This window comes from Streptomyces yunnanensis, assembly GCF_029011865.1.
Classification (GTDB): domain Bacteria; phylum Actinomycetota; class Actinomycetes; order Streptomycetales; family Streptomycetaceae; genus Streptomyces; species Streptomyces yunnanensis.
The window spans coordinates 8,854,983-8,875,466 of the sequence record NZ_CP095749.1 but is presented as its reverse complement, the minus strand read 5'-3'; the positions used below and the strand labels follow the sequence as shown (position 1 = coordinate 8,875,466).

The following is a 20,484-nucleotide window of genomic DNA, read 5'->3' as shown; positions in this document are numbered from 1 at the left end:
TCTGCACCGCCATCGCCTCCCCAACCGTCGGCGCGGCCCAGGCACCTTCGCCCAGGCCGCCGAACAGGCACCCGACCGCGCCCAGGGCCGATAGGTTGCAAACGGTGCGGCAGAGACCGCGCCGATCCCGCAAGCCTCCGACACGACGAGGTGGCGGTCCGCTCCATACGTAGGCCCTGGGTGATCCGCGCCGTGTCGCCCGGGCTCCGGGACCAGGCAGTCCCCTCGGCAATCACGCTCTCGGCAATCGCCCCCTCGGCAGCGCCGGCCGCTGTCACCCGGCCCGGCCCGTCAAGGACCGAACAGCCTTCGCCGTGGCCGCCCGGCGAGAAAACGAGGGGAACGCCGACAACTATCTCGACATCAAGATAGATTGGTGAGGGAAGAGACGGAGGGGATGTCATGGGGATGGACTTTCACAGCACGGCCAACCGGCTCACCTACACCCGACGCTCGGCCGGGGATGACTGGGCACGGGTGATGCGGGGCTTGGTATCTCCGGACAACGCACGGGTGGCGGATGTCGGCTGCGGGGGCGGGGTGTACTGCACGGCCTGGCTGGAGCTGGGCGCGGCCGAGGTGACGGGGGTCGACTTCTCCGCCGTCATGCTCTCGGCCGCGCGGGAACACTGCGGACGGCGGCCAGGGCTCTCCTTCCGGCAGGGCGAGGCATACGCCACGGGGCTGCCGGACAGCAGTGCCGACATCGTCTTCCAGCGAGCACTGATCCACCACCTCGACGACCTGGGCGCGTGCTTCCGGGAGGCACGGCGGGTGCTGGCACCCGGGGGCCGGCTCGTCGTACAGGATCGGACGGTCGACGACGTACTGCAGCCCGGCTCGGCGGAGCATGTGCGGGGGTACTTCTTCGAGAAGTTCCCCTTCCTCGTGGATGTCGAGCGGAGGCGGCGACCGTCGGGCGCAGAGGTCGAGGCGGCGATGCGGGCGGCCGGGTTCGGGGACGTACGCAGTGTGCCACTGGCGGAGCTTCGACGGGAGTACGCGGGGGCGGACGAGGTACGGAACGACGTGCTGGCGCGTACCGGCCGGTCGATTTTGCACGAACTCAGCGACGATCAACTCATCGAGTTGGCAGACTACTTGACGAATCGCCTGCGAAGCGCGGCAGGCATCAGGGAGGTGGATTACTGGACTGTGTGGGTGGCTTCCGGGTGACCCACTGAGAGGGGGGACCACCGCCGGCAGGCGAAGGTGCAGCGGCCTACCTTGCCCTTCTGTACCGCGCCCTGGCCCGGCACCCACCTCACACCGTGACGTCGGCGCAGCCGGGCAGGCTCAGGCGAACGGCGGCGCCTCGGCCGTGGCGTTCAGTGCCGTCACCACGGTCTGCTCCTCGAAGTCGAAGTGGGACTCCAGGCGGGTGGCCAGCTCTTCGAGCTCGGTGCGCAGTCGTACGGGGTCGGATTCGCCGGGCACGAATCCCCCGACGAGCGCCTGGATGGAGTCCTGGAGCTGGGCCACCACCTGGTGTTGCTCGCTGAGCTGGGCGAGCGCCGGGGCGAGCGCGGGGAACTGCGCGGCCAGCGAGGGAAAGACGGCCATGTCCTCGCCGGTGTGGTGTCGGCGCAGCGCTCCGCAGAAGCTGAGGCAGTGGGTGCGCATCTGCTGTGCGAGGTCCGGCGGGGTCGTCTCGATGGTCTCCGCGGTGCCGTCGATCAGCCGGTCCGCCTGGTCGCGGAGCGTCCTGAGCTCGCCGCGCAGCCAGTCGTGCACCTCGACGATCCAGTCCCCCATGCCCTTCACCCGCTCGTCACCAGGCTTGGGCTCGATCCGGTGCAGCACGACGACCGGGATCTCACGGGTGGTCTTGGCCTGGTAGTCGCCGTACCCGGGCGCCTCGGCCACCACCCGCTCGAAGAGCCGGTTGCGCTCGGCTCCCCGCGGTATGGCGGCGATGGCCCGGTAGGTCTCCTCGCCGGTCTCGACCGTCACGATGGGGTTCTTGCGAACGTTGTAATACCAGCCGGGATGCCGGTCCGATCCGTTCGCTGACGCGATGACAACGCCCTTGCCGTCGATGACGAGGTAGCCGAGGGGCGTCTCACGGGGCAGTCCGCTCCTGGCGCCGATCGTCGTCAGCACGGTCAGCGACCAGCCCTCGAACATTCCGGTCATCTTGCCGTTGTTCTCACGGAACTCGGCGATGATCCTCCGCTGGAAATCGTTGACGTCGAAGCCGGACCAGCTGGTCTCGGTCTGTTCCTTGCTCATGCACTTCCTTTCGGGTTTCATCCGGAAAGGAGGGCGGCTGCACAGGAAAACAACACAGAAAAACCCGCATGCCTACGCAATGGAATGGGCGCAGCGAACCCCCGCTTCAGGGGTTGACGAAACTGCGAGAGACGGACGTGCCGGTCCCTGTGTTGGCTGAGTAGCCACTACCTCCATACGTAGGCCCATACGGGGCTCACCGAGACTGTAACGCCGATCATCAGAGGGAGGCAAGACCAGCCGCCAGGCACCAGTCCCGGCCGGGCGATTCTCAAGTCGCCTTCCAGCGTGCGCCTTTGCGAAGACACCACCCATACGCCACTTCAGCGCCTTGAGGATGCAACCTTCTCGCAGTGCGAGTCGTCATGCATACACAAGGCGCAGGTGTGCGCATATGCGCATGCCTGCATGCGTACTCATGCACACCATGCGCCATGCACGGCCTGAACGTGACGAACGTCAACCTGTGCCGTCCGGGCGGCACTTGAGATCCGAGAGGTCTGCTGGATGAAGATACGCCGCGCCCTGACGGCCGCCGCGGCGGCTGCCGTGTTAGCGCCCGCCACCGTACTGGCCGCGCCCGCCACCGCGTTCGCAACGGAGCCGGTGGCCGAGGCCGGTCCCCGCACGCCCTGCGCATTCGAGTCCGACCAGTTGCAGGTGGCCGTCCACGGGCTGCCGTCCCAGTTGACTGCGGGTGGCGCCTGGACCCCGTTCTCCATGAGTCTCGCCAACACCACCGGCAAGCCCCTCGCGGAGGTCCAGCCCTTCCTGCTCGTATCCTCCGCCGAAGACGTCGACCGGCCGTACTGGGAGCTGGAGACCGAGTACCGCGACGCCAAGACGGGTGAGCCGGGTGGTCCGAGCTAGTCGGGTGGCACGGCCGAGCCCAGTCTCCAAGAACCTGACAACCCAAGGATCCACGCCTCAGAAGTCAATGACACCGGAAACAAAGGCTCCAAGGGTCCGAAGAACCGGGAAAGAGATCCTCATGAATCTGCGCCGCGCCCTGTCGGTCTCGGCCGCGACGGCCGCCCTGCTCCCCACGGCGGTGGCCGCCGCGCCCGCCTCCCAGGCGGCCCCTGCCGCGGAGATCCCGACGTGCTACGACCTCGACACCGCCTACGGGCAGTACCACAACAACACCTTCGTGGGCCGCACGTTCGGCATACCCAAGTCGATCACCCTCGGCACTGACTGGACGACCTACACCGCCACGCTCACCAACGCCTCGGCGAAGGAGCTGAAGTCGTTCGAACTCAGCGCCAAGCTGGGCAGTTACGTCTACAACGAGGGCGAGCGCGACCTGAGCCCGTACGGCGATCTGCAGTACTGGGACACCTCGCAGCGCGCCTGGAAGACGCTGCGCCAGGCAGGTGGAAACGCCGGCGGCACCATCCCCGGCCCGAAGACGCTGAAGCCCCGCGAGTCCGTCCACGTGCAGCTGCGGTTCAGGGTGAGTGAGGACCTGCCCCTAGACCAGACGTACGACGCGTTCACCGGCCTCACCGGCACCTTCGTCGACCGCTACCGCAACACGGACTGCACGGCTCACGGCGACGCCGACGGCGGTTTCCACCCCCGCAAGGGCTGAAACCTGCGGGGAGGGCTGCCGCCGTCGGGCCGCGACGGCGGCAGCCCCTACGGCCCATGGTGTTCCGTCAGGTCACGCCACGGGATACCGGTACGGATCTCGTACGGGAACCTGCGTCAGCTCGGTCGGCGGTGGAGCAGGGCGGCCCGTAGCTCGTTCTCGGTGATCTCCCCAGCGGGGCGATGGAGCGTCCAGCGGTGGGCCTCGCCGTCCATGGGCAGCACCTCGACGACGGTTTCCAGCGGTGGGTGGCCGACTTCGCCGCGGATGAGTTGGCGGATGATGACGGCGGTGTCGTCATCCAGGCCGAGCAGGGCGCGTACGGCATCCCTCAGCTTGCGGAGGTGCGAGCTCGGCCAGGCGATTCCTGGGCGCGGTTCGAGGTACATGGGGTACTCCTCGGTTCCGGGATGAAGGGCAGGCCGCTGGTGGCTCGGGCTGCAGACCGTGCTCGGTGAATCCGAACACGCCTACGGTGCGCGAAGCGGTGAAGCCGCCGAGGGCGACATCTGCCGCGGCGGCCCGCAGCAGCAGGGGTGGTGTCCCGACCAGCAGGGCGAGGGCGAGGAGTCTTCGGGCGTTCATGCCAGCCTCTGATCCTTGATGGCCAGTTCACGGTCGCCTTGGCGGTAGCCGACACTGCGGATGCCGAGTGCGTCTTTAAGCTGCCTGGCAGGGACGACCTGCGGGGTGGGGGCAGGGGCGCGGCCCGGCTTGGGCAGGGGGTACGCGGTGGTGGTGGCGGAGTGGAAGGTGATGTTGCCGTCTGTCTTGGTGAACAGCTGATGGACGTGTCCGTTGAGACAGGTGACGGAGGAGAAGCGGCGCAGCAGGGCGATGACCTTGAGGGCGTCGTCGGTGCTCCAGCCCCACTGCGGGTACATGGCGAACAGCGGGATGTGGCTGAAGACCACGATGGGGGTGTCCGACGACAGTCCGGCGATGTCCTTGCGGACGAAGTCGATCTGTTCGTTGCCGAGGTGGCCGAGCTTCTCCAGGCTCAGGGTGTTGACCAGGGCGATGAAGTGCACGCCGTGGGTGTCGAAGCTGTACCAGCCGTCGCCCAGCGTGCCCATGCCGAAGGTCCGCCGGTAGGCGCGGCCTGCATCGCCGATGGAGTCGTGCTCGCCCGGCACGGTGAAGACGCGGTCTGTCTTCATTCCGGCCATCAGCTGCTTGACCTGGTCGAACTGTCCGGCCGTGGACAGGTGGGTCAGGTCGCCGCTGTGCATGACGAAGTCCGGTCTGAATCCGAGCGAGTTGACCTTGTTGATCGCTTCGCCGAATGAGCCGGCGACGTCCAGGTTCGCCGGGCCATGGAATCCGATATGGCTGTCGGAGACCTGTACGAACCGCAGCTCGCCGCTTCCGGCTGCCGCGGCCCCGGCGGCGGCCCCGAGGTTGCTGTCCCGGGAGTCCGCGATGTGGCTGATCACCTCGCCGCTGGCCACGGTCAGCACCACCGCGCCGCCGAACCACCCTGCGTGCCGCAGGAGTTGACGCCGATTCATACCGTGTTCGGTTTCCGGCCGCCGACCGGCGTCTCCTGCCGGTGCCCCGTCGTCACTGTCGTAGTAGTCGCTCATCACGCCACCTCCACGGTGCCGGTCATGAATGGATGGATGGTGCAGAGGTAGGTATAGGTGCCGGGTTTGGTGAACGTGTAGCTGTAGGTGGCGTGGGTGGCCAGGGCGGCCGAATGCAACGGGCCGCCCGATCCGGCGCTGGTGACGGTGTGAGCGTCGGTGTCCTGATTGGTCCAGGTCACCGTCGTGCCCGCCTTGACCTTCAGCGTGGCCGGGGAGAATGCGAAGTTCTTGATCGCCACGGCGTTCCCGGTCACCGGTACGGCCGGCGCGCCCGCGCTTGAGGGACTCGTGGGCATGCTCATGCCGGGCATCGGCGAGGTGCTGGAAGCGGAGCCCGCCGTGTTCCCCGCCCCCGTGGCTCCGGGCATGCCTGGCGTCTGGCGCTGCCCCGGACCGGGTGTGATGGCGCCGGCTCCGGTGGACGAAGAATGCGACGGCTGGCCACATGAACTGAGAAGCCCCAGCGCGCCGGCAGTGGCGAGGGCGGCAACGGCCAGCCCGGCCGCAGTCCGTGATCGACGGCCTGCTGTGCGAAAGTTCAGGTACATGGTGTCCGTTCCTCACTGATCAGGCGGAGACGGGGACTGTGCCGGCCGGGCGCACGCAACCGCAGGGATGAGCGGGGCCGGCGCCAGGAGCGAGTGCGTCGCGTGGTGCTTTCGGTCACCTCTGCTCCATCCCTTGCGCTCTGGGGAGTCGATGAGGAATTGCGCGTAAGTCGGCTCTTGTCCGGCACCACGGACGGCGGGGTTCCCACGGTTCGATGGATATGCACTTTTTGTGCGACCTCTGGATGCCGCCGCGACTCAGCCGGTCTCCCCCGGGAGCCGCGCGCTCGGTCCCGGTCGCGTCGCAAGGCCCGACAGGGACGTGTCACCCGCGGCGCTCGCGGAGCGTCACCGGCGCCATGCCGTGTGTTACACGACAAAGCAGTACATGTGCGCGATGATCGACTTATGCCCTGGAGTCCCCGAAAACGTGGCCCAAGGACCGATCCGGATCGCTCCGCGCACCGTGTCTCTGGTAAAGGGGCCCTTTCGACCGCAGATGAGGATCTGCTGCGCACTCTGTACGCGGAGCACGCGGGAGCCCTGTTCCACTACGTGCTGCGACTGACCTCAGGAGATCGGCAATGGGCGGAGGATGTGGTGCAGGAGACGATGCTGCGAGCCTGGCAGCATCCCGCCGCGTTCGACCCCGCACGCGGCCCGGCCCGGGCATGGCTGTGCACGGTCGCTCGGCGCCTGGTCATCGACGCCCACCGGGCCAGGCAGGCCAGGCCGGCCGAGGCCGGCGGCGAGGCGCTGGAGCGAGCCGTCGAGCAGAAATCCGGCGAGGACGAGATCGAGCAGGCACTGCAGAGCTGGGCGGTCGCCGACGCGGTCCGGTCGCTGTCCCCGGACCACCGCGCCGTCCTGCTGGAGACCTACTACCGCGGCCGGACCATGGTGGAGGCCGCGCAGGTGTTGGGCATCCCGCTGGGCACCGTGAAGTCGCGGACGTACTACGCCCTGCACGCCCTGCGGCTGGCGCTGCAGGAACGCGGGATCGAGCCATGACCGCGGCGGGCAGGAGGTGGCGACCATGAGTGCGGAGCACGACGCCCTCCGGTTGGCGCTGGGGGGATACGTCCTGAGCACGCTGCCCCCGGCGGAAAGGGAACAGGTACGCGTCCACCTCGCGGAATGCGCCGAATGCCGGGCCGAGCACACCCGGCTGGCGGGATTGTCCGCGCTGCTGGCGACGGTGACCGAAGCCGAAGCCTCAGGCCAGACGGCGCCGACGGCCGACGGCGACCTGGCCGACCGACTGGTGGCCCGGGCAGCCGAAGACGCGCGGGGCCCCCTGCCCGAACGACCCGCCGCGCCCGCGGTGTCGCAGGTGCCGGAGAGGGGTGTGCTGGAGAGACTGCTCCAGCAGGCCGCGTCCCGGCGCCGCAGGACCTGGCGTCTGCAACTGGCCGGCGCTGCCGCCTCGCTGACGCTCATCGCGGCAGCGGCCGGCGGCACATGGCTGGCGGCTGTCGGAACCGTAGGCAGTCAGGCGAGGCCGCCTGGGCCGACCGCGCCGGCCACCTGGCGTACCTTCTCCGGAAGCGATCCCACCACCGGCGTCACCGCCTCGGTGAAGGTCTCGCCATCAGCCTGGGGCAGTGTCGTGCAGGTCTCCGCCAGGGGGGCACCCGCCGGAATCACCTGCCGGCTACAGGCGATCGGACCCGGCGGAACCAGGACGGACGTCGCCAGCTGGCGGGCAGGCACCTACCCTCCCGGCACCACGATCCCAGGAGCGGTTGCCATGTCCCCGGACACCATCGAACACTTCGAGATCCACGCAGGCAACGGTCAGAAACTGGTCACCATCCGGGCGTGACGCAACCACCGGTGTCGAGTGTGAGCGCACGGCGACACGAGGGGCCAGGAGGACGTCGCCGCCGAAGAGTCGTACCGCGGACGGAGAGGGTGCCGGCCGGTCGGCCGGAAGCGAGCCGACTCAAGGCGATGGACCAGGCTGGAGGAGTGCGCTGAGGAAGCCCAGCCGACGGCCGCCGAGAAGGCTTGCGCTCGTGACATCGACCGCACAGGCACGCCCGTGATCACTGTCGTCGACCGATGCCACCACGCCGCACTGCTCCGGGATCGACGAGATCGTCCGACCAGGGCACCCGGCGGATGAGCGCGCCGACGGTCTCCGGGCCCTGATCATCGTCCCCCCGGCTCCAACGAATCGGCAATCGGCCCAGCCCTCAGCCGACTTGATGCGTGAGGGCGCCGACGGCGCGCACACTCCCCGTCCAGGCGGCAGGTGGCCCCGCCCGGGTCGTCACGACGGCCCGCGACGGCCCGGCCGAGGCGTTCCCCCTCCCCCGCGGGAGCGGCAGTATGCGGTTCACCAAACAGCCGGCGCCCTCAACTCTCCTTTTCCTCCGGGGCCACGGCCTAAGGTCCGTGCAGCCCGGGGACGAGGATCTCTGACAGAGACGGGTGGGTCCAGCCAGGCCGCCGGCACTGACATGACTCGCAAGAAGTCGAATAAAAGGGGCGAATACCTCGAACCTTTCGACATGCGTCGCCCGTGGAACTCAGTGAGCGCGGCCATCCAGGATCCCGCCTACCGACCGCCCCGAAGTTGTTGGCGGTCTCCCCGTTCCCGCCTCCGCACATCCACAGAAGAGCCAGAAGACCATGTTTGTGACCGATTCCCCCAGCACGAGTTCGCTGCTCGGCCGGCCCTGCCGCCACCAGGCGCTGCTCACCCTGCCTGCGCAGGAGGCGCACGTCTCCGCCGCTCGTCACTTCACGGCCGACCTGCTGGAGACCTGGAGCGTGCCCGCAGGCGAGCGGGACTCCGCCGTTCTCATCGTCGACGAACTCGCCGCCAACGCCGCGCAGTACGGCCGCGAACGCATGACCCTGCTGCTCGTCCTCGACCACGGCACTCTGCACATCGTCGTCACCGACTCCGGGCCGACCGTGGAACACCGGCGCCCCGACATCGCCCCCGACGAACACGGCCGCGGCACCGGCATCGTCCAGTACCTCGCCCAGTCCACCGAGGTCCACCAGACACACAGCGGCCGCGAAGTCCGCGCCTGCCTGAGGTGCTCGCCATGACCGGGCCGGACGTCGCACGAGCTGCGACCCCCTGCCGGGGCCTGCACTGCCGCACAGCGACGGGCCACCGAGGGCGGATCCGGTGCAGGGTCACCCGACGACCCGCCGGGTGGGCCTTCGCGACCCACAAGCCGTGCCCCATCGACGGCCGCCCGAGCCCGGCCCAGGCGCCCACGCGGTCCACGACGCACCCATCGGCCCTTGGTCAAGGCGAGCCCGACCACAACCACCACCACGGCACGGTGCCGTGTCAACGCTGCGGCGCCAGCCCCGTACCGGCGGAGGTGCGAGCGTGAACATCACCCCGAACAGCGGCGAGGTCATCAGCGCCCCGCCCCCGCACGAGGCGTACGCGAATGCGCCGGACCTGCGCCGCGAAATACACCAGGTGCTCGCTCTCGGGGCCGAACGCGACGGCCGCCAAGCCAGGCCAGTCACCGGCCCTCCGGTCGATGCGACGGCCGCCGAACGCGCCTGGCGGCTGCGCCAGGCCGCCCTCATGGACCGGATGGCCCTGGACGACCCCCGCCCCGGGCCGGTCGCAGCCGCCGCAGAAACCGCCGAACAACTCGTCCTGCACGACCGCCGCCATCCCGACCTGGTGGCCGGCCCGCACCACCCCGAAGCCATCACGCTCGCCCCCAGCCGCCGGCTCTACGTCCGCCAGGAGTACGCCGCCTGGACGGCCGCAGGGCGCCCCGGGATCTGAATCGACCCCGACCCGACAGGAAGAAGGAGACATGTCCCGCAACGACATCGACACCCGGCACGCCCCCGCAGCAGCCGGCCGACTCCACTCGCCTCGCCTTCCACACCCGACAGCCACACGTGCACATCACGCCAGTCGGCGACAGGAACGGTCGCACCAGGGCAGGCCGATGGACGCACCGTGGCCGAACGCGAAGAGCCATCGGCTGTTCCAGGTGCCTGGACGTGGTTGCTCCCAGAGGCAGCGGCTGGGCCTCCACCGGACCCCAACGCCCCCGCACACTCCGTGGGCCGGGCAGTCGGCGCCGGTGGCCATACAGGTCACAGGCATCGAACTGGCCCTCCCCGTAGGCGTGTTGCCGGCCGAGTGCGGCCAGGGCGCGGAGGGGGAACTCTTCGCCGTACCGGCGGACAGGCCACCACACTGGACGCGCCCGCCCGGAGAGCGATGGGGGCGGCCATGGGGCGGCAGGACACGTTGCGCCGCAGCCGCTCACCCTCCCACCTCTACCGCGCCGAAACAAGCGGCACGGATCACCGAAGCAGACATGAAGGCCGACGCGTTCGAAGGGGTGGTGTGACGATGTTCCACAATGCGCTGGAGCCCTGGCACCTGCTGATCCTGGTCGCGGTGGTGGTCTTGGTCTTCGGCTCGAAGAAACTGCCCGACACCGCACGGGCGTTGGGCAAGTCCATGCGGATCCTCAAGAGCGAGACCAAGGCCATGAAGGACGACGACGCCTCGAACGAACCACGCCCTGAGCCCGGGCCCGCACCGGGACCGGGACCGCGGACGATCTCGGGCGCTCCCGGAGACACCCCCACCGAGCCCAACCAGCCCACCGCCCCTACCGCCCCCACCGAGCCCACGGAAGGCACGACCGGCCGCTGGGACTGAGCGTGGTGCCGACCTGGACCAACTGCCTCCTGAACGCGCTACCAGTCGCAACCGGCGCCGTGGCGAGCTCGCACCCCACCGGCTGACGGAGACGATCAAGTACTGACGCAGGGCCGGTGGTTTCCGGTCTGCCGCAAGAGATGAGGACTGGCGTGTCCCAGTCAGCCCGCAACAAGCAGCAGAATCCCGAGGGGCGGATGCCGCTCGCGGAGCACCTCCGTGAGCTCCGCAACCGGCTCGCCAAGGCCGTCCTCGCCATCCTGGTCGTCACGATCGCCGCGGCCTTCTCCTACAAGGGCATCGTGAACTTCTTCACCAGGCCGGTGCTGGACTCGGTCGGCTGCCCGGCGTCCTTCGCCGATCTGGCCAAGCAGACCACGGACACCGCCTGCGCGCGGATCACGATCAACGGTCTGCTCGCACCCTTCACCCTGGCGCTGAAGGTGTCCCTGATGGCTGGCGTCGTACTGGCCTCGCCGGTATGGCTGTACCAACTGTGGGCGTTCGTTGCCCCTGGCCTGCACAAGCACGAGCGGAAGTACGCCTACGCGTTCGTCGGCGTGGGCGTCCCCCTGTTCTTCGGCGGCGCCTTCTTCGCCTACAAAGTGCTGCCCACGACCGCAAGGGTGTTGATCGACTTCACGCCGCACGGGGTGGACAACCTGCTGCCGCTGGACGATCTGCTCGACCTCGTCACCCGCATGGTGGTCGTCTTCGGTCTCTCCTTCGAGATGCCGCTGCTGCTGGTGATGCTGAACCTCACCGGAGTGCTGTCCGCCCGGCGGATGCTCGGCTGGTGGCGCGGCATGATCATGGGGATCACCGTCTTCTCGGCTGTGACGACGCCGAGCACGGACCCGCTGACCATGCTGGCGCTGGCCGCGCCGATCTGGGTGCTCTATTTCGCCGCCGTTGTCTTTTCGCTTCTCAATGACCGGCGCAAGGCCCGAAGAGAGGCCGCGGGTCCCGGCGACGACGAGATCTCCGACCTCGACCTCACGCCGCAGAACATCGGCGAAGTGGAACCGGTGTCCGCCGGCCAGGTCCCACCCGCGCAGCCGGACGCCGACGATGACCACGCCGACGGCGAGACGACGTGACCTGAGGGGTGCTTCAGCAGGGTCGGGGCCGACTGCGCCAGCCGACGCGGGCCTCGACGACGGCGACCCCGACGGAGCCGCGGCGCACGAGTCCCGGCGGGTGACTTGCAGGCCAGCGTCGACGAGGGGCAGGGAGGAACCTGCGGTGTCATGGCAAAGCCCCGGGCTGCCGAGGAAAACCATTGGGCTGCCCGATGTGCTTCATGCATGATCCACTCGTGGACACCTATCTGGAGACCGAGCGTCTGGCCCTGCGCCGCTTCACTGCCGATGACGCGGACCTGCTGATCGAGTTGGACAGCGACCCGGCGGTGATGCGCTACCTGACCGGCGGCACTCCGACCGCGCCGGAGCTCGTCCGCGAGCGCGACCTGCCGAAGATCCTCGCCGGCTACGAGAAGTGGGGTGGCGACCTCGGACTGTTCGCCGCGCACGAGAAGGACGGCGGCGCGTTCATCGGCTGGTTCATCCTGCGCCCCGAGCCGGAGGGCCCGCTGGACGAAGTCGAACTCGGCTACCGGCTGCGGCAGGCGGCTTGGGGCAGGGGGTATGCCACCGAGGTCTCACGGGCCTTGCTGGGCAAGGCGTTCACGGAGCTCGGTGTGCGCATGGTCTGGGCCGAGACGATGTCCGTGAACCGCGGTTCGCGCAACGTCATGGAGAAGCTCGAAATGACGCTCGCGAACACCATCCCTGTTCCCTCCGACATGGAGATGATCGAGGGCTCCGAGCACGGCGGCGTACGGTACGAGATCACCAAGGAGCAGTGGGAGCAGCGGTAGCCACGATGCGGGCGGCCCTTCCGCATCCACGACCATCGGAACCGGTAAGTGGACGGCAAGAGTCGTACCAGGTTGAACACGAGGCCCGCCACCAACTGTTGGCTACCGTCAACGACACCCTTGATGAGTTGGTGCGTGTCCGCGCACTCAGTTGCCGCGCCGCACCCGGGCCGCCTTGCGGGCCTCGGCGAGTTTGCGGGCCTCGCTTGCCTTGCGTGACTTGCCGCCGGTGCCCCGGGAGGCGTCCTTGCTGCTGCCCAGGCCGCGGAAGGGGGTGTTGGTGTTCTTGGGTCGGGGTGCGACGGACCGGCCGTCGAGCGGGGTGCCGGAGGGAGCCTTGGCCCCGGTGATCCGGCTCAGCTCCGCCTCGCCCGAGCGCACCTTGGTGATCGTCGGCTCGATGCCGGCCTCGGCCATCAGCCGGCTCATCTCCCGGCGCTGGCCCGAGAGCACCAGTGTGACGACGCTGCCGGACTCTCCCGCCCGGGCAGTGCGGCCCGCACGGTGCACATAGTCCTTGGGGTCGGTGGGCGGGTCGACGTTCACCACGAGATCTAGGTCGTCGACGTGCAGACCACGGGCCGCGACATTGGTCGCCACCAGGACGGTGACCTGGCCGTTCTTGAACTGTGCAAGGGTCCGTGTGCGCTGCGGCTGGGACTTGCCGCTGTGCAGGGCCGCGGCGTGCACCCCGCTGGCCCGCAGATGCCGGGTGAGCTGGTCGACGGCGTGCTTGGTGTCCAGGAACAGCAGTACGCGGCCGTCGCGGGCGGCGATCTCCGTGGTGACGGCGTACCGGTCGGGGCCGTGGACGACCAGCACATGGTGGTCCATCGTCGTGACCGCGCCCGCGGACGGGTCGACCGAGTGGACGACCGGGTCGTGGAGGTAGCGGCGGACCAACTGGTCGACGTCGCGATCCAGGGTGGCCGAGAACAGCATCCGCTGGCCGTCGTGGTGCACCTGGTCGAGCACCTCGGTGACCTGCGGCAGGAAGCCCATGTCACACATCTGGTCGGCCTCGTCGAGGACGGTGATCCGTACTCGTCCCAGGCGGCAGGCCCTGCGCTCGATGAGGTCGTGCAGACGGCCGGGCGTGGCGACAACGACCTCGGCCCCGTCGCGCAGCGCAGCGACCTGCCGGCCGATCGACATGCCGCCGACGACCGTGGCCATCCTCAGCCGGAGCGCGTCGGCATACGGCGCGAGCGCATCGGTTACTTGTTGGGCCAGCTCCCGGGTGGGCACCAGGATCAGGGCGAGGGGCTGCTTCGGCTCCGCGCGCCGTCCGGCCGTCCGCGCGAGCAGCGGCAGGCCGAAGGCGAGCGTCTTGCCCGATCCCGTGCGCCCGCGCCCCAGGACGTCGCGTCCCGCGAGGGCGTTGGGCAGCGTGGCTGCCTGGATCGGGAAGGGCTCGCGCACGCCGCGCTCGGTGAGGGTTCGCAGCACCTCGGCCGGAAGTTCCATGTCGGCGAAGGCGACCGGGGACACCGTCGGGGCGAGGGTCACTGGCCGGGCGAGGTCGCCGTGCGAGGTGCCGGGGCGGTCCGGGTGGTTCATGAAGAGCCTTCCGCATGGGGAACGTACCGAGGAAGGCCCGGCAGGAATGAGCAGCGACGAACAGGATGAACAGGACGAACAAGGGGAATCGCACGGACGGAGTCGCCGGCCGTCACGGCCATCCGAACGTTTGAGGCTAACACAAAGTGACATTTCAACGGGATCCGGTACCCGCTGCGCACCAGGCAGGCTGCCATGGCGGGATCTGCCTGCGGGTTTCGGTTCGCGGGAGATCGTTTACGGGCGGCAAGACGCTGGTCAGCGGGCGGCACGTGGGACAAGCACGCCCCCGGCAGCACCGACCCGACGAGGGCCCCGAACGCCCTCGGGGCGGCTTGACATGCAAGATCCATCTCGTCGGTGAGGGCGGCCGCCCCGTCGGCTTCGACAAGAGGATCTACAAGCGCGGGGACACAGGGCGTCGAGGGCCACGAGCGGAGCGGGCTCCGTTCGTGGCCCTCGACTGGCTAGTCGTCCGAGCCGGTCGCCGACGGCGGTACCTCGACGACGAAGAACAGGAAGCAGGTCTTGGTCGAAAGGTCCTGGAAGCCGTCGGGGAACAGTTCACGGGCGGCAGGGTCGGGCTGGGGCTCGCTGATGGTGGAGAGGCGGAAGCCGGCGGTGGCGAAGGCTTCGGTCATCGCGTGCAGTGACTTGCGCCAGAACTTCATCGGGACGGTCTGCCCGTTGAACATCCAGTCGAAGGTATAGCTGGTGGTCGCGAAGTAGTCGGGCCGAGGATCCTGGATCGTGTAGGCCACGAAAGGGTGGTCCACCGAGGCGATCAACCGGCCGCCGGGCCTGAGCACCCGCCGCAACTCGGTCAGCGTCGGCCCCCAGTCCTCCAGGTAGTGCAGCACCAGCGAGGCGACCACGTCGTCGAACGTACCGTCGCCGAACGGCAGAGGGTCGCTCAAGTCGGCCAGGTGCAGGGCCACATCGTCACCCAGGCGCCGCCTCGCCAGCGCCAGCATCCTGGCGCTGACATCGATGCCGGTGACCACCGCACCGCGGTCGCGCAGTGCGGCGGACAGGGGGCCGGAGCCGCACCCGGCGTCCAGGATCCGACGACCTGCGACGTCTCCGGCGAGGGCTAACATCGCGGGCCGCTCGTAGTACGCGTTCACGAGGCTGTTCTCGTTCTCCGCCGAGTACACCTCGGCGAAGCTGTCATAGTCGTTCACCTGGTCCCGACCTGCGGACTGGGCAGAGCCGTCGGTTACATCGGTTGTGTCCGTTACATCCGTTACGCGTTCCATCGTCGCAGCCTAGTAGTCACACGATCCGCCGGACAGGCTCAGTCCTCGAAGACCCGCTTCAGCTTTTCGAGTGCCGACTCGATCTCCTGCATGTCGGCTGCTGAGAGCTTCGCCGCGTAGGTCTCGAAGAGCTCCTGGTCGCACCGGCGCAAGAACTGCTGGTAGGCCGTGCCGCGTTCCTCTAGGGCCTGAACACGTGGACGCGTCCGTCGTGCGGGCTTCGCTGTCTGGAGATGCAGTTGTCCTTCTCCAGGCGTGTCAGGTGCTGGCTGACGGCGCCCTTGGAGACCCCCAGGTTGTCGGCCAGCTCCTTGGGGGTGACGTTCGCACTGGGCCCGCAGGTCCACGAAGAGCTGGTCGATCCGCGCGGCCAGCGCGCGCTTGTCCGTCGTCTCGTCGGTAGCCATCGAGCGCATCATTTCGTGGCCGCGGCCTGCCCGTCGACGTGGGCAGGAAGAGGACGACGAGGACGCCCAGGTAGGTCAGGCCACAGACGACGAGGAGGGCGACGCCGATCTTGAACCTGAGCGGCCTCTTCCCGGGAGTGGTGTTCGGTGCCAAAGAAATAGTTGAGGCATCTAAACCATATGGTCAAGGTCGAGGCAGCTCCCGGCATGGGCTCGGGCTCGACGGCGAAGGCGAAGGTGCCTGTTCACAAGGTGAAGGTGCCGCCGGAGAACACGTTCCCCGGCGGCACCTTCACCCTTGCCTGCCCCTGTCAGCTCGTATCAGCACCTGTCAGGATGTGTCACGCTGTGTCAGCACGTCAGTCCAGAAGTTGCTGATCTATGCATCTGGGCCAGCCCCCTTCGCGGTGGTCAGTTGGCGATGCCCACAGGGTGGACCTTGATCTTCTCGTCGTAGGGGCCGGCCAGCTTCAGCGCCTCCGCGGGCCACTTCAAGGACACGCTGTGGGTCTCGTTCGGCGGCGTCACGATGATGTTGGTCGGCGACGCAAGACTGTCACCACTGAAGTCGACCGCGTAGGAGATGCTGAAAGTGGCAGTGTCACCAGGCTTCAGATCCGTGATGCGCGGCTGCTCACCACCACGGTGGACAGGAGCGGAGGTGCCATCGGCGTCCTTCAGGTCGACGCCCGCGAAGCCCGTCACCGAGCAGGTCCTGCCACCCTTGTTCGTCATCTGAACGGTCACCTCGCCCACCTTCTGGTCGGGCGAGCTGTCCACGGCCTCCATCACCAGGTCGCTCGTACGACAGAACTTGCCCTTCCCCGCACCGCCCCCGGAACCAGCACGGGACGAGGCAGTACCACCGGAACCGGCGTGGGAGGAGGTGCCCTCGCCAGAGCCCGACTTCGCGTTCCCCGCCGGAGCATCGGCACCCTGCGCTCCGGCCGAAGAACCCGCACCACTGGCCTCGGCAGCCACACCCCCGCCCGACTGGCCCCCCGGCTTGGAGGCAGCGCCGTCCGAACCGGAACAGGCCGTCAGGGAAAACGCGGCAGCCACGGTCAAGGCCGTGCCCGCAACACGCAGGGTACGGCGACGAACGATGCGGGCAGTGGCAGTGGCAGTGGTGCTGGAGCTCATTTCGGATTCCCCCGGGGAAGTCGGTGTCGGTCTCTCCTGCGTACGACACCCACTCTGGCCAGGGCCACTATCGCCAGGCTGACGCTCCGCTAACACCCGACTAAGAGCTCCTAACCCAACGCGGGTTGCAGGCGGCGCCAACAGATGAGTGAGCAGGCGAGCTTGAGGAATGCTTCGTGGGTGTCGTCGCGAGCCTCCCATCGGATTCACAGGCGTCTGAACCAGTGGAGGAGTGCGATGGTCTGCTCCACTACCCGCTGCCTGGTTCCCAGGCCGGAGGCGTGGGCAGTGGGCCCTCAGGCGCGGACCGAAGGCCGGGAGCGGGCGTCGAACCAGCCGTCGTCCAGGACGAACAGCTCGACGCAGACCGGCGAAGGCCGGGGTGCGCAGTGTCTCGACGGGGGCGCGCCGCCGGCCGAGGTCTTCGTGGCCGAAGCCGCCGGCTTCGGTGGTGCGGCCGACCGGGTCGCGGTGTACGGTGATCCGCCAACTGCCGCTCAAGCAAAGGGCGGTGGACGACATCTCGCCGTGCCCGTCGGCGGCCGTGCCATCGTCCACGGCCAGCCGTGGACGCGCGTGGCGGCTGGTGAGGCCGCGGCCGGGGCCAACGGCCCGAGGCATGCACCGCCCTGTTCCCTCACCCCCCACCACACCCGGAGGGCTTCATGAGAACCGTCAGATCCGCCAGATCCGCCAGATCCGTCACATCCGTCAGATCCATCAGATCCGTCACGCGTGGCATACCCGCGCTGCTCGCCGCCGCCGCGCTGCTGGCCGTGGCCGTCCCCGGAGCCGTGGCCGCTCCGGAATCCGGCGCCGCCCATGACACCGTCGCCGCTCCGGACACCGTGGCCGCCTCGGCTCCCGCCGCGTTGACGGGCGACGAGCTCGCGGCCTCGTGGACCGGCCCGCTGAGCACCCGGGGCCGGTACATCGTCGATGCCGACGGCGACCGCTTCAAACTCAAGTCCGGTAACTGGGCCGGCGCTCAGGGGACGTACGTGGGAAGCGGCGACGTCAACGACGTGGCCAACCATCAGGCGCACCAGAAGTCGAACAACATCCCCCTCGGCCTGGACCGCACCCCGATCGGCCGGCTCATGGCCGACTTCCACAGCCTCGGCGTCAACAGCATCCGGCTGCCGTTCGCCAACGCACTGGTGCACGACAAGACCGTGGTGCCGGACACCGCGGTCGCGGCCAACCCGCAGCTCAAGGGGAAGACGCCGTTGGAGGTGTTCGACGCCGTCATCGCGACGCTGACCGCCGACGGCTTCGCCGTGATCCTCAACAACCACACCACCAGCTACCGCTTCTGCTGCGGCCTGGACGGCAACGAGCGCTGGAACAGCGGACAGTCGACCCAACAGTGGATCGACGACTGGGTGTTCATGGCCAAGCGCTACCAGAACAACAAGCGCGTGGTCGGTGCCGACCTGCGGAACGAGGTCCGCCGCGACACCTGGGACGACGCCAACTGGGGCCGGGGCGACGAGCACGACGAGTACACCGCCTTCGAGCAGGCCGGGAACAAGATCCTCCAGGTCGACCCCGACCTGCTGATCATCATGGAGGGCATCAACTGGCAGGGCATCCCCGCTGCGCCCTTCCCCCACCAGCGTCCGGACCTCAAGCCGGTCCACGCCCTCTCCCACACCCTGATCGACTCGAACAAGCTGGTCTACGCGGTGCACTTCTACGGCTACACCGGCCCGGCCAACACCGGCGCCGGCAGCGGTCCGGGAGCAACCGACGATCCGCGCTACGAGGACTTCACCCCCGACCAGCTCGCCCAGGTCGTGAACGACGAGGGGCTGTTCGTCACCGAGGAGGGGAAGCACTTCACCGCCCCGGTGTGGGTCAGCGAGTTCGGCGCCGCCGGGCGCGGCTCCACCGACGCCAAGGAAAGGGCCTGGTTCAAGAACTTCACCGACATCCTGGTGAAGAACGACACCGACTTCGCCCAGTGGCCGCTGGTGGGCTGGAGCGACGGCAAAGGCACACCCAACGACAACTGGGCGTTGATCTCCTACGACGCGTCCGGGAAGAAGCTCGGCGTCGAGGACGACGGCGACTGGCGGGCCGCCGACTGGAACAAGCTGGTCAACGCCCCTGCCAAGAGCGGCCGCATCGCCCCGGTCAACCACTGGAACATCGTCGACATCGACCACGGAGACTGGAATCTCTCCCGCACCATGCTCGCCAAGGCGGACTGGAGCCCGGGCAACTCCAAGGGCAACTGCCCCGACACCGAGCGCCTGATCGGGCTCAGCCGCAGCTACGGCCGCGGCCTGTGCACCGACGTGGCCGAGCCGCTCAAGGCGGCGGGCGCGTGGGAGATGGTCGACGACGAGCACTACGTCAAGCAGGGCGACTGGGCCAGCGGCTACAACAAGCTCCAGTGCCCGGTCAGCAGCTTCGCGGTCGGGTACAGCATGAACGGCCCCGCCATGGCCTCCCTGCTCTGCGCGCCCTCCGCCACCCCGCTGCCCACCACGGGCCGCAGCGTGTGGTTCGACAAGGGCGACAACCGGCCCGCCACCGGCGGCGCCAAGGGCAGTGACTGGGCCGAGAACGACTACAAGGGCCAGTGCGCCGACAACGAGTACGTCGCCGGCGTCGCCATGACCTGGAAGTCGCTGCAGCTCGGCCGACCCGACGCCCTGCTGTGCCGCCCCCTCACCTGATCCACCCCGTACCGACTGGCCAGGAGCATCCCGGCATGCCTCGACCGGAGGCCGCCGCCCCGGAGGGAACCGGAAGGCGCTCGGCACCGTGTGGTCGTCAGTTGCCCGACGGGCTGGGCGACGCGCTGATCTGCTTGGCGTAGGTCTGGGTGTACTTCGGGATCAGCGCCTCGATCCTTTTGACGTAGTTCTGCGTCTCGGAGATGTGCGGGATGCCCTGGGCCTTGAGCACCGCGCCGGGGCCCGCGTTGTACGCGGCGAGAGCGAGCTGGGTGGGGTCTCCGGGGATGCCCTTGACCTGCTTGAACAGGTGGCACATGTAGGCGCCCTGGGCCGGGATGGCGTCGGCCGGGTTCCACACGTCGGCCTTGCCGTCGCCGGTGTGGTCCCTGCCCCACTCAGCCCAGGTCGACGGATGGAACTGCGCGATGCCCTGGGCCTGGCCGGAATCCGCCCGCGGATCCCAGTGGCTCTCCGCGTCGAGTTGCGCGGCGATCATCGGAACGCTCAGTTCCGGGCAGGTCTTGGTGGCGGACTGAACGGTCGCCAGATACTGAGGGGGAATGCTGGGCAGTGTGGGCGGCCGGGTCAGCCACCAGACGACCCCGAGGGCGACGAGTATGAGTACGGCTCCGAGGGCCAGCGCCGCCCGCCCCCTTCGGCGACCGGGGTGCCTGGCCCCCCTCCCCGCCGGAGAGGCGCGGTACACCGTGGCGGGCGACGACTCTTCCCAAGAGGGATGCGCGGGCTGCTGATCTTGCCTCCATGCCCGGCCACTGTCCGTCGCTCCGGCTTGCTGTTCTTGCATGTCCCCAGTCCGTCCGGTCGGTTCATCCGGAATTGATGTGTCGATGACGGGTGGGACGCTGTGGAGTCCCCAATAGTTGCATGATCGCGCAATCGAGCAAGCG

At 68.7% G+C, this 20,484-nt stretch carries 19 protein-coding genes and 3 pseudogenes; 12 read left to right on the top strand and 10 right to left on the bottom strand.

The features are described from left to right. Positions 1-402: 402 nt before the first annotated feature. A complete protein-coding gene (locus MOV08_RS38765; RefSeq protein ID WP_275310826.1) occupies positions 403-1,176 on the top strand; it encodes a class I SAM-dependent methyltransferase in 774 nt (257 codons plus the stop codon). A gap of 120 nt (positions 1,177-1,296) precedes the next feature. Here the strand turns inward: MOV08_RS38765 and MOV08_RS38760 are convergent, their stop codons facing one another. Beyond that, complete coding sequence (locus tag MOV08_RS38760) at positions 1,297-2,232, bottom strand: nitroreductase/quinone reductase family protein (RefSeq protein ID WP_275310825.1); 936 nt, start codon at positions 2,230-2,232, stop codon at positions 1,297-1,299. A 507-nt stretch (positions 2,233-2,739) separates the two neighbouring features. On the opposite strand from MOV08_RS38760, the gene MOV08_RS38755 reads away from it, so the two are divergent. After that, positions 2,740-3,102 carry a hypothetical protein gene (locus tag MOV08_RS38755; protein ID WP_275310823.1) on the top strand — a complete coding sequence of 121 codons (363 nt, stop codon included), beginning with the start codon at positions 2,740-2,742 and terminating at the stop codon, positions 3,100-3,102. A 121-nt stretch (positions 3,103-3,223) separates the two neighbouring features. Then, positions 3,224-3,826, top strand: a complete 603-nt coding sequence (locus MOV08_RS38750) for a hypothetical protein (protein WP_275310821.1) — start codon at positions 3,224-3,226, stop codon at positions 3,824-3,826. 116 nt (positions 3,827-3,942) lie between these two features. On the opposite strand, the gene MOV08_RS38745 is transcribed toward MOV08_RS38750, so the two are convergent. The 3 genes from MOV08_RS38745 to MOV08_RS38735 form a co-directional block, all read right to left on the bottom strand. After that, positions 3,943-4,215, bottom strand: a complete 273-nt coding sequence (locus MOV08_RS38745; RefSeq protein WP_275310819.1) for a hypothetical protein — start codon at positions 4,213-4,215, stop codon at positions 3,943-3,945. A 192-nt stretch (positions 4,216-4,407) separates the two neighbouring features. Then, on the bottom strand, positions 4,408-5,412 hold the full coding sequence (locus MOV08_RS38740; RefSeq protein ID WP_275310817.1) for a metallophosphoesterase family protein: 1,005 nt from the start codon (positions 5,410-5,412) through the stop codon (positions 4,408-4,410). Next, complete coding sequence (locus MOV08_RS38735; RefSeq protein ID WP_275310815.1) at positions 5,412-5,654, bottom strand: cupredoxin domain-containing protein; 243 nt, start codon at positions 5,652-5,654, stop codon at positions 5,412-5,414. Before MOV08_RS38735 ends, MOV08_RS38740 begins: the two co-directional genes overlap by 1 nt. 717 nt (positions 5,655-6,371) lie before the next feature. Between MOV08_RS38735 and MOV08_RS38730 the strand changes: the two genes are divergently transcribed. The 7 genes from MOV08_RS38730 (at position 6,372) to MOV08_RS38700 (ending at position 12,517) form a co-directional block, all read left to right on the top strand. Next, on the top strand, positions 6,372-6,974 hold the full coding sequence (locus MOV08_RS38730; RefSeq protein ID WP_078876070.1) for a sigma-70 family RNA polymerase sigma factor: 603 nt from the start codon (positions 6,372-6,374) through the stop codon (positions 6,972-6,974). A 25-nt stretch (positions 6,975-6,999) separates the two neighbouring features. Then, positions 7,000-7,788: an anti-sigma factor gene (locus MOV08_RS38725; protein WP_275310813.1), complete on the top strand. Its 789-nt coding sequence runs from the start codon at positions 7,000-7,002 to the stop codon at positions 7,786-7,788. 818 nt (positions 7,789-8,606) lie between these two features. Next, complete coding sequence (locus MOV08_RS38720; RefSeq protein ID WP_275310812.1) at positions 8,607-9,029, top strand: ATP-binding protein; 423 nt, start codon at positions 8,607-8,609, stop codon at positions 9,027-9,029. Positions 9,030-9,321: 292 nt separating this feature from the next. Further along, on the top strand, positions 9,322-9,738 hold the full coding sequence (locus MOV08_RS38715) for a hypothetical protein (RefSeq protein WP_275310810.1): 417 nt from the start codon (positions 9,322-9,324) through the stop codon (positions 9,736-9,738). A 582-nt stretch (positions 9,739-10,320) separates the two neighbouring features. After that, entirely contained in the window at positions 10,321-10,635 is a 315-nt protein-coding gene (gene tatA, locus MOV08_RS38710; protein WP_275310809.1) for a Sec-independent protein translocase subunit TatA, read from the top strand. 152 nt (positions 10,636-10,787) lie between these two features. Continuing rightward, complete coding sequence (gene tatC, locus MOV08_RS38705) at positions 10,788-11,735, top strand: twin-arginine translocase subunit TatC (protein WP_275310807.1); 948 nt, start codon at positions 10,788-10,790, stop codon at positions 11,733-11,735. A 218-nt stretch (positions 11,736-11,953) separates the two neighbouring features. Beyond that, positions 11,954-12,517, top strand: coding sequence for a GNAT family N-acetyltransferase (locus MOV08_RS38700; protein ID WP_275312020.1), 564 nt, complete (start codon positions 11,954-11,956; stop codon positions 12,515-12,517). Between the two features lie 147 nt (positions 12,518-12,664). Here the strand turns inward: MOV08_RS38700 and MOV08_RS38695 are convergent, their stop codons facing one another. After that, on the bottom strand, positions 12,665-14,077 hold the full coding sequence (locus tag MOV08_RS38695) for a DEAD/DEAH box helicase (RefSeq protein ID WP_275310806.1): 1,413 nt from the start codon (positions 14,075-14,077) through the stop codon (positions 12,665-12,667). Positions 14,078-14,267: 190 nt separating this feature from the next. Between MOV08_RS38695 and MOV08_RS38690 the strand changes: the two are divergent. Next, a pseudogene (locus MOV08_RS38690) lies at positions 14,268-14,457 on the top strand (transposase); the annotation flags it as partial. Between the two features lie 87 nt (positions 14,458-14,544). Here MOV08_RS38690 and MOV08_RS38685 read toward each other — a convergent pair. From MOV08_RS38685 to MOV08_RS38675, 4 genes and pseudogenes are all read right to left on the bottom strand, one after another. After that, positions 14,545-15,336, bottom strand: coding sequence for a class I SAM-dependent methyltransferase (locus tag MOV08_RS38685; RefSeq protein ID WP_275310805.1), 792 nt, complete (start codon positions 15,334-15,336; stop codon positions 14,545-14,547). A 181-nt stretch (positions 15,337-15,517) separates the two neighbouring features. Beyond that, positions 15,518-15,652, bottom strand: a pseudogene (locus tag MOV08_RS44275) (MarR family winged helix-turn-helix transcriptional regulator); the annotation flags it as partial. Positions 15,653-16,154: 502 nt separating this feature from the next. Beyond that, positions 16,155-16,886, bottom strand: coding sequence for a DUF4232 domain-containing protein (locus MOV08_RS38680; RefSeq protein ID WP_275310803.1), 732 nt, complete (start codon positions 16,884-16,886; stop codon positions 16,155-16,157). Between the two features lie 110 nt (positions 16,887-16,996). Continuing rightward, a pseudogene (locus tag MOV08_RS38675) lies at positions 16,997-17,176 on the bottom strand (IS5/IS1182 family transposase); the annotation flags it as partial. A 375-nt stretch (positions 17,177-17,551) separates the two neighbouring features. Between MOV08_RS38675 and MOV08_RS38670 the strand changes: the two are divergent. Further along, positions 17,552-19,573, top strand: coding sequence for a glycoside hydrolase family 5 protein (locus MOV08_RS38670; protein ID WP_275310801.1), 2,022 nt, complete (start codon positions 17,552-17,554; stop codon positions 19,571-19,573). A gap of 97 nt (positions 19,574-19,670) precedes the next feature. On the opposite strand, the gene MOV08_RS38665 is transcribed toward MOV08_RS38670, so the two are convergent. Beyond that, positions 19,671-20,381, bottom strand: coding sequence for a transglycosylase SLT domain-containing protein (locus MOV08_RS38665; RefSeq protein WP_275310799.1), 711 nt, complete (start codon positions 20,379-20,381; stop codon positions 19,671-19,673). Positions 20,382-20,484 lie beyond the last annotated feature (103 nt).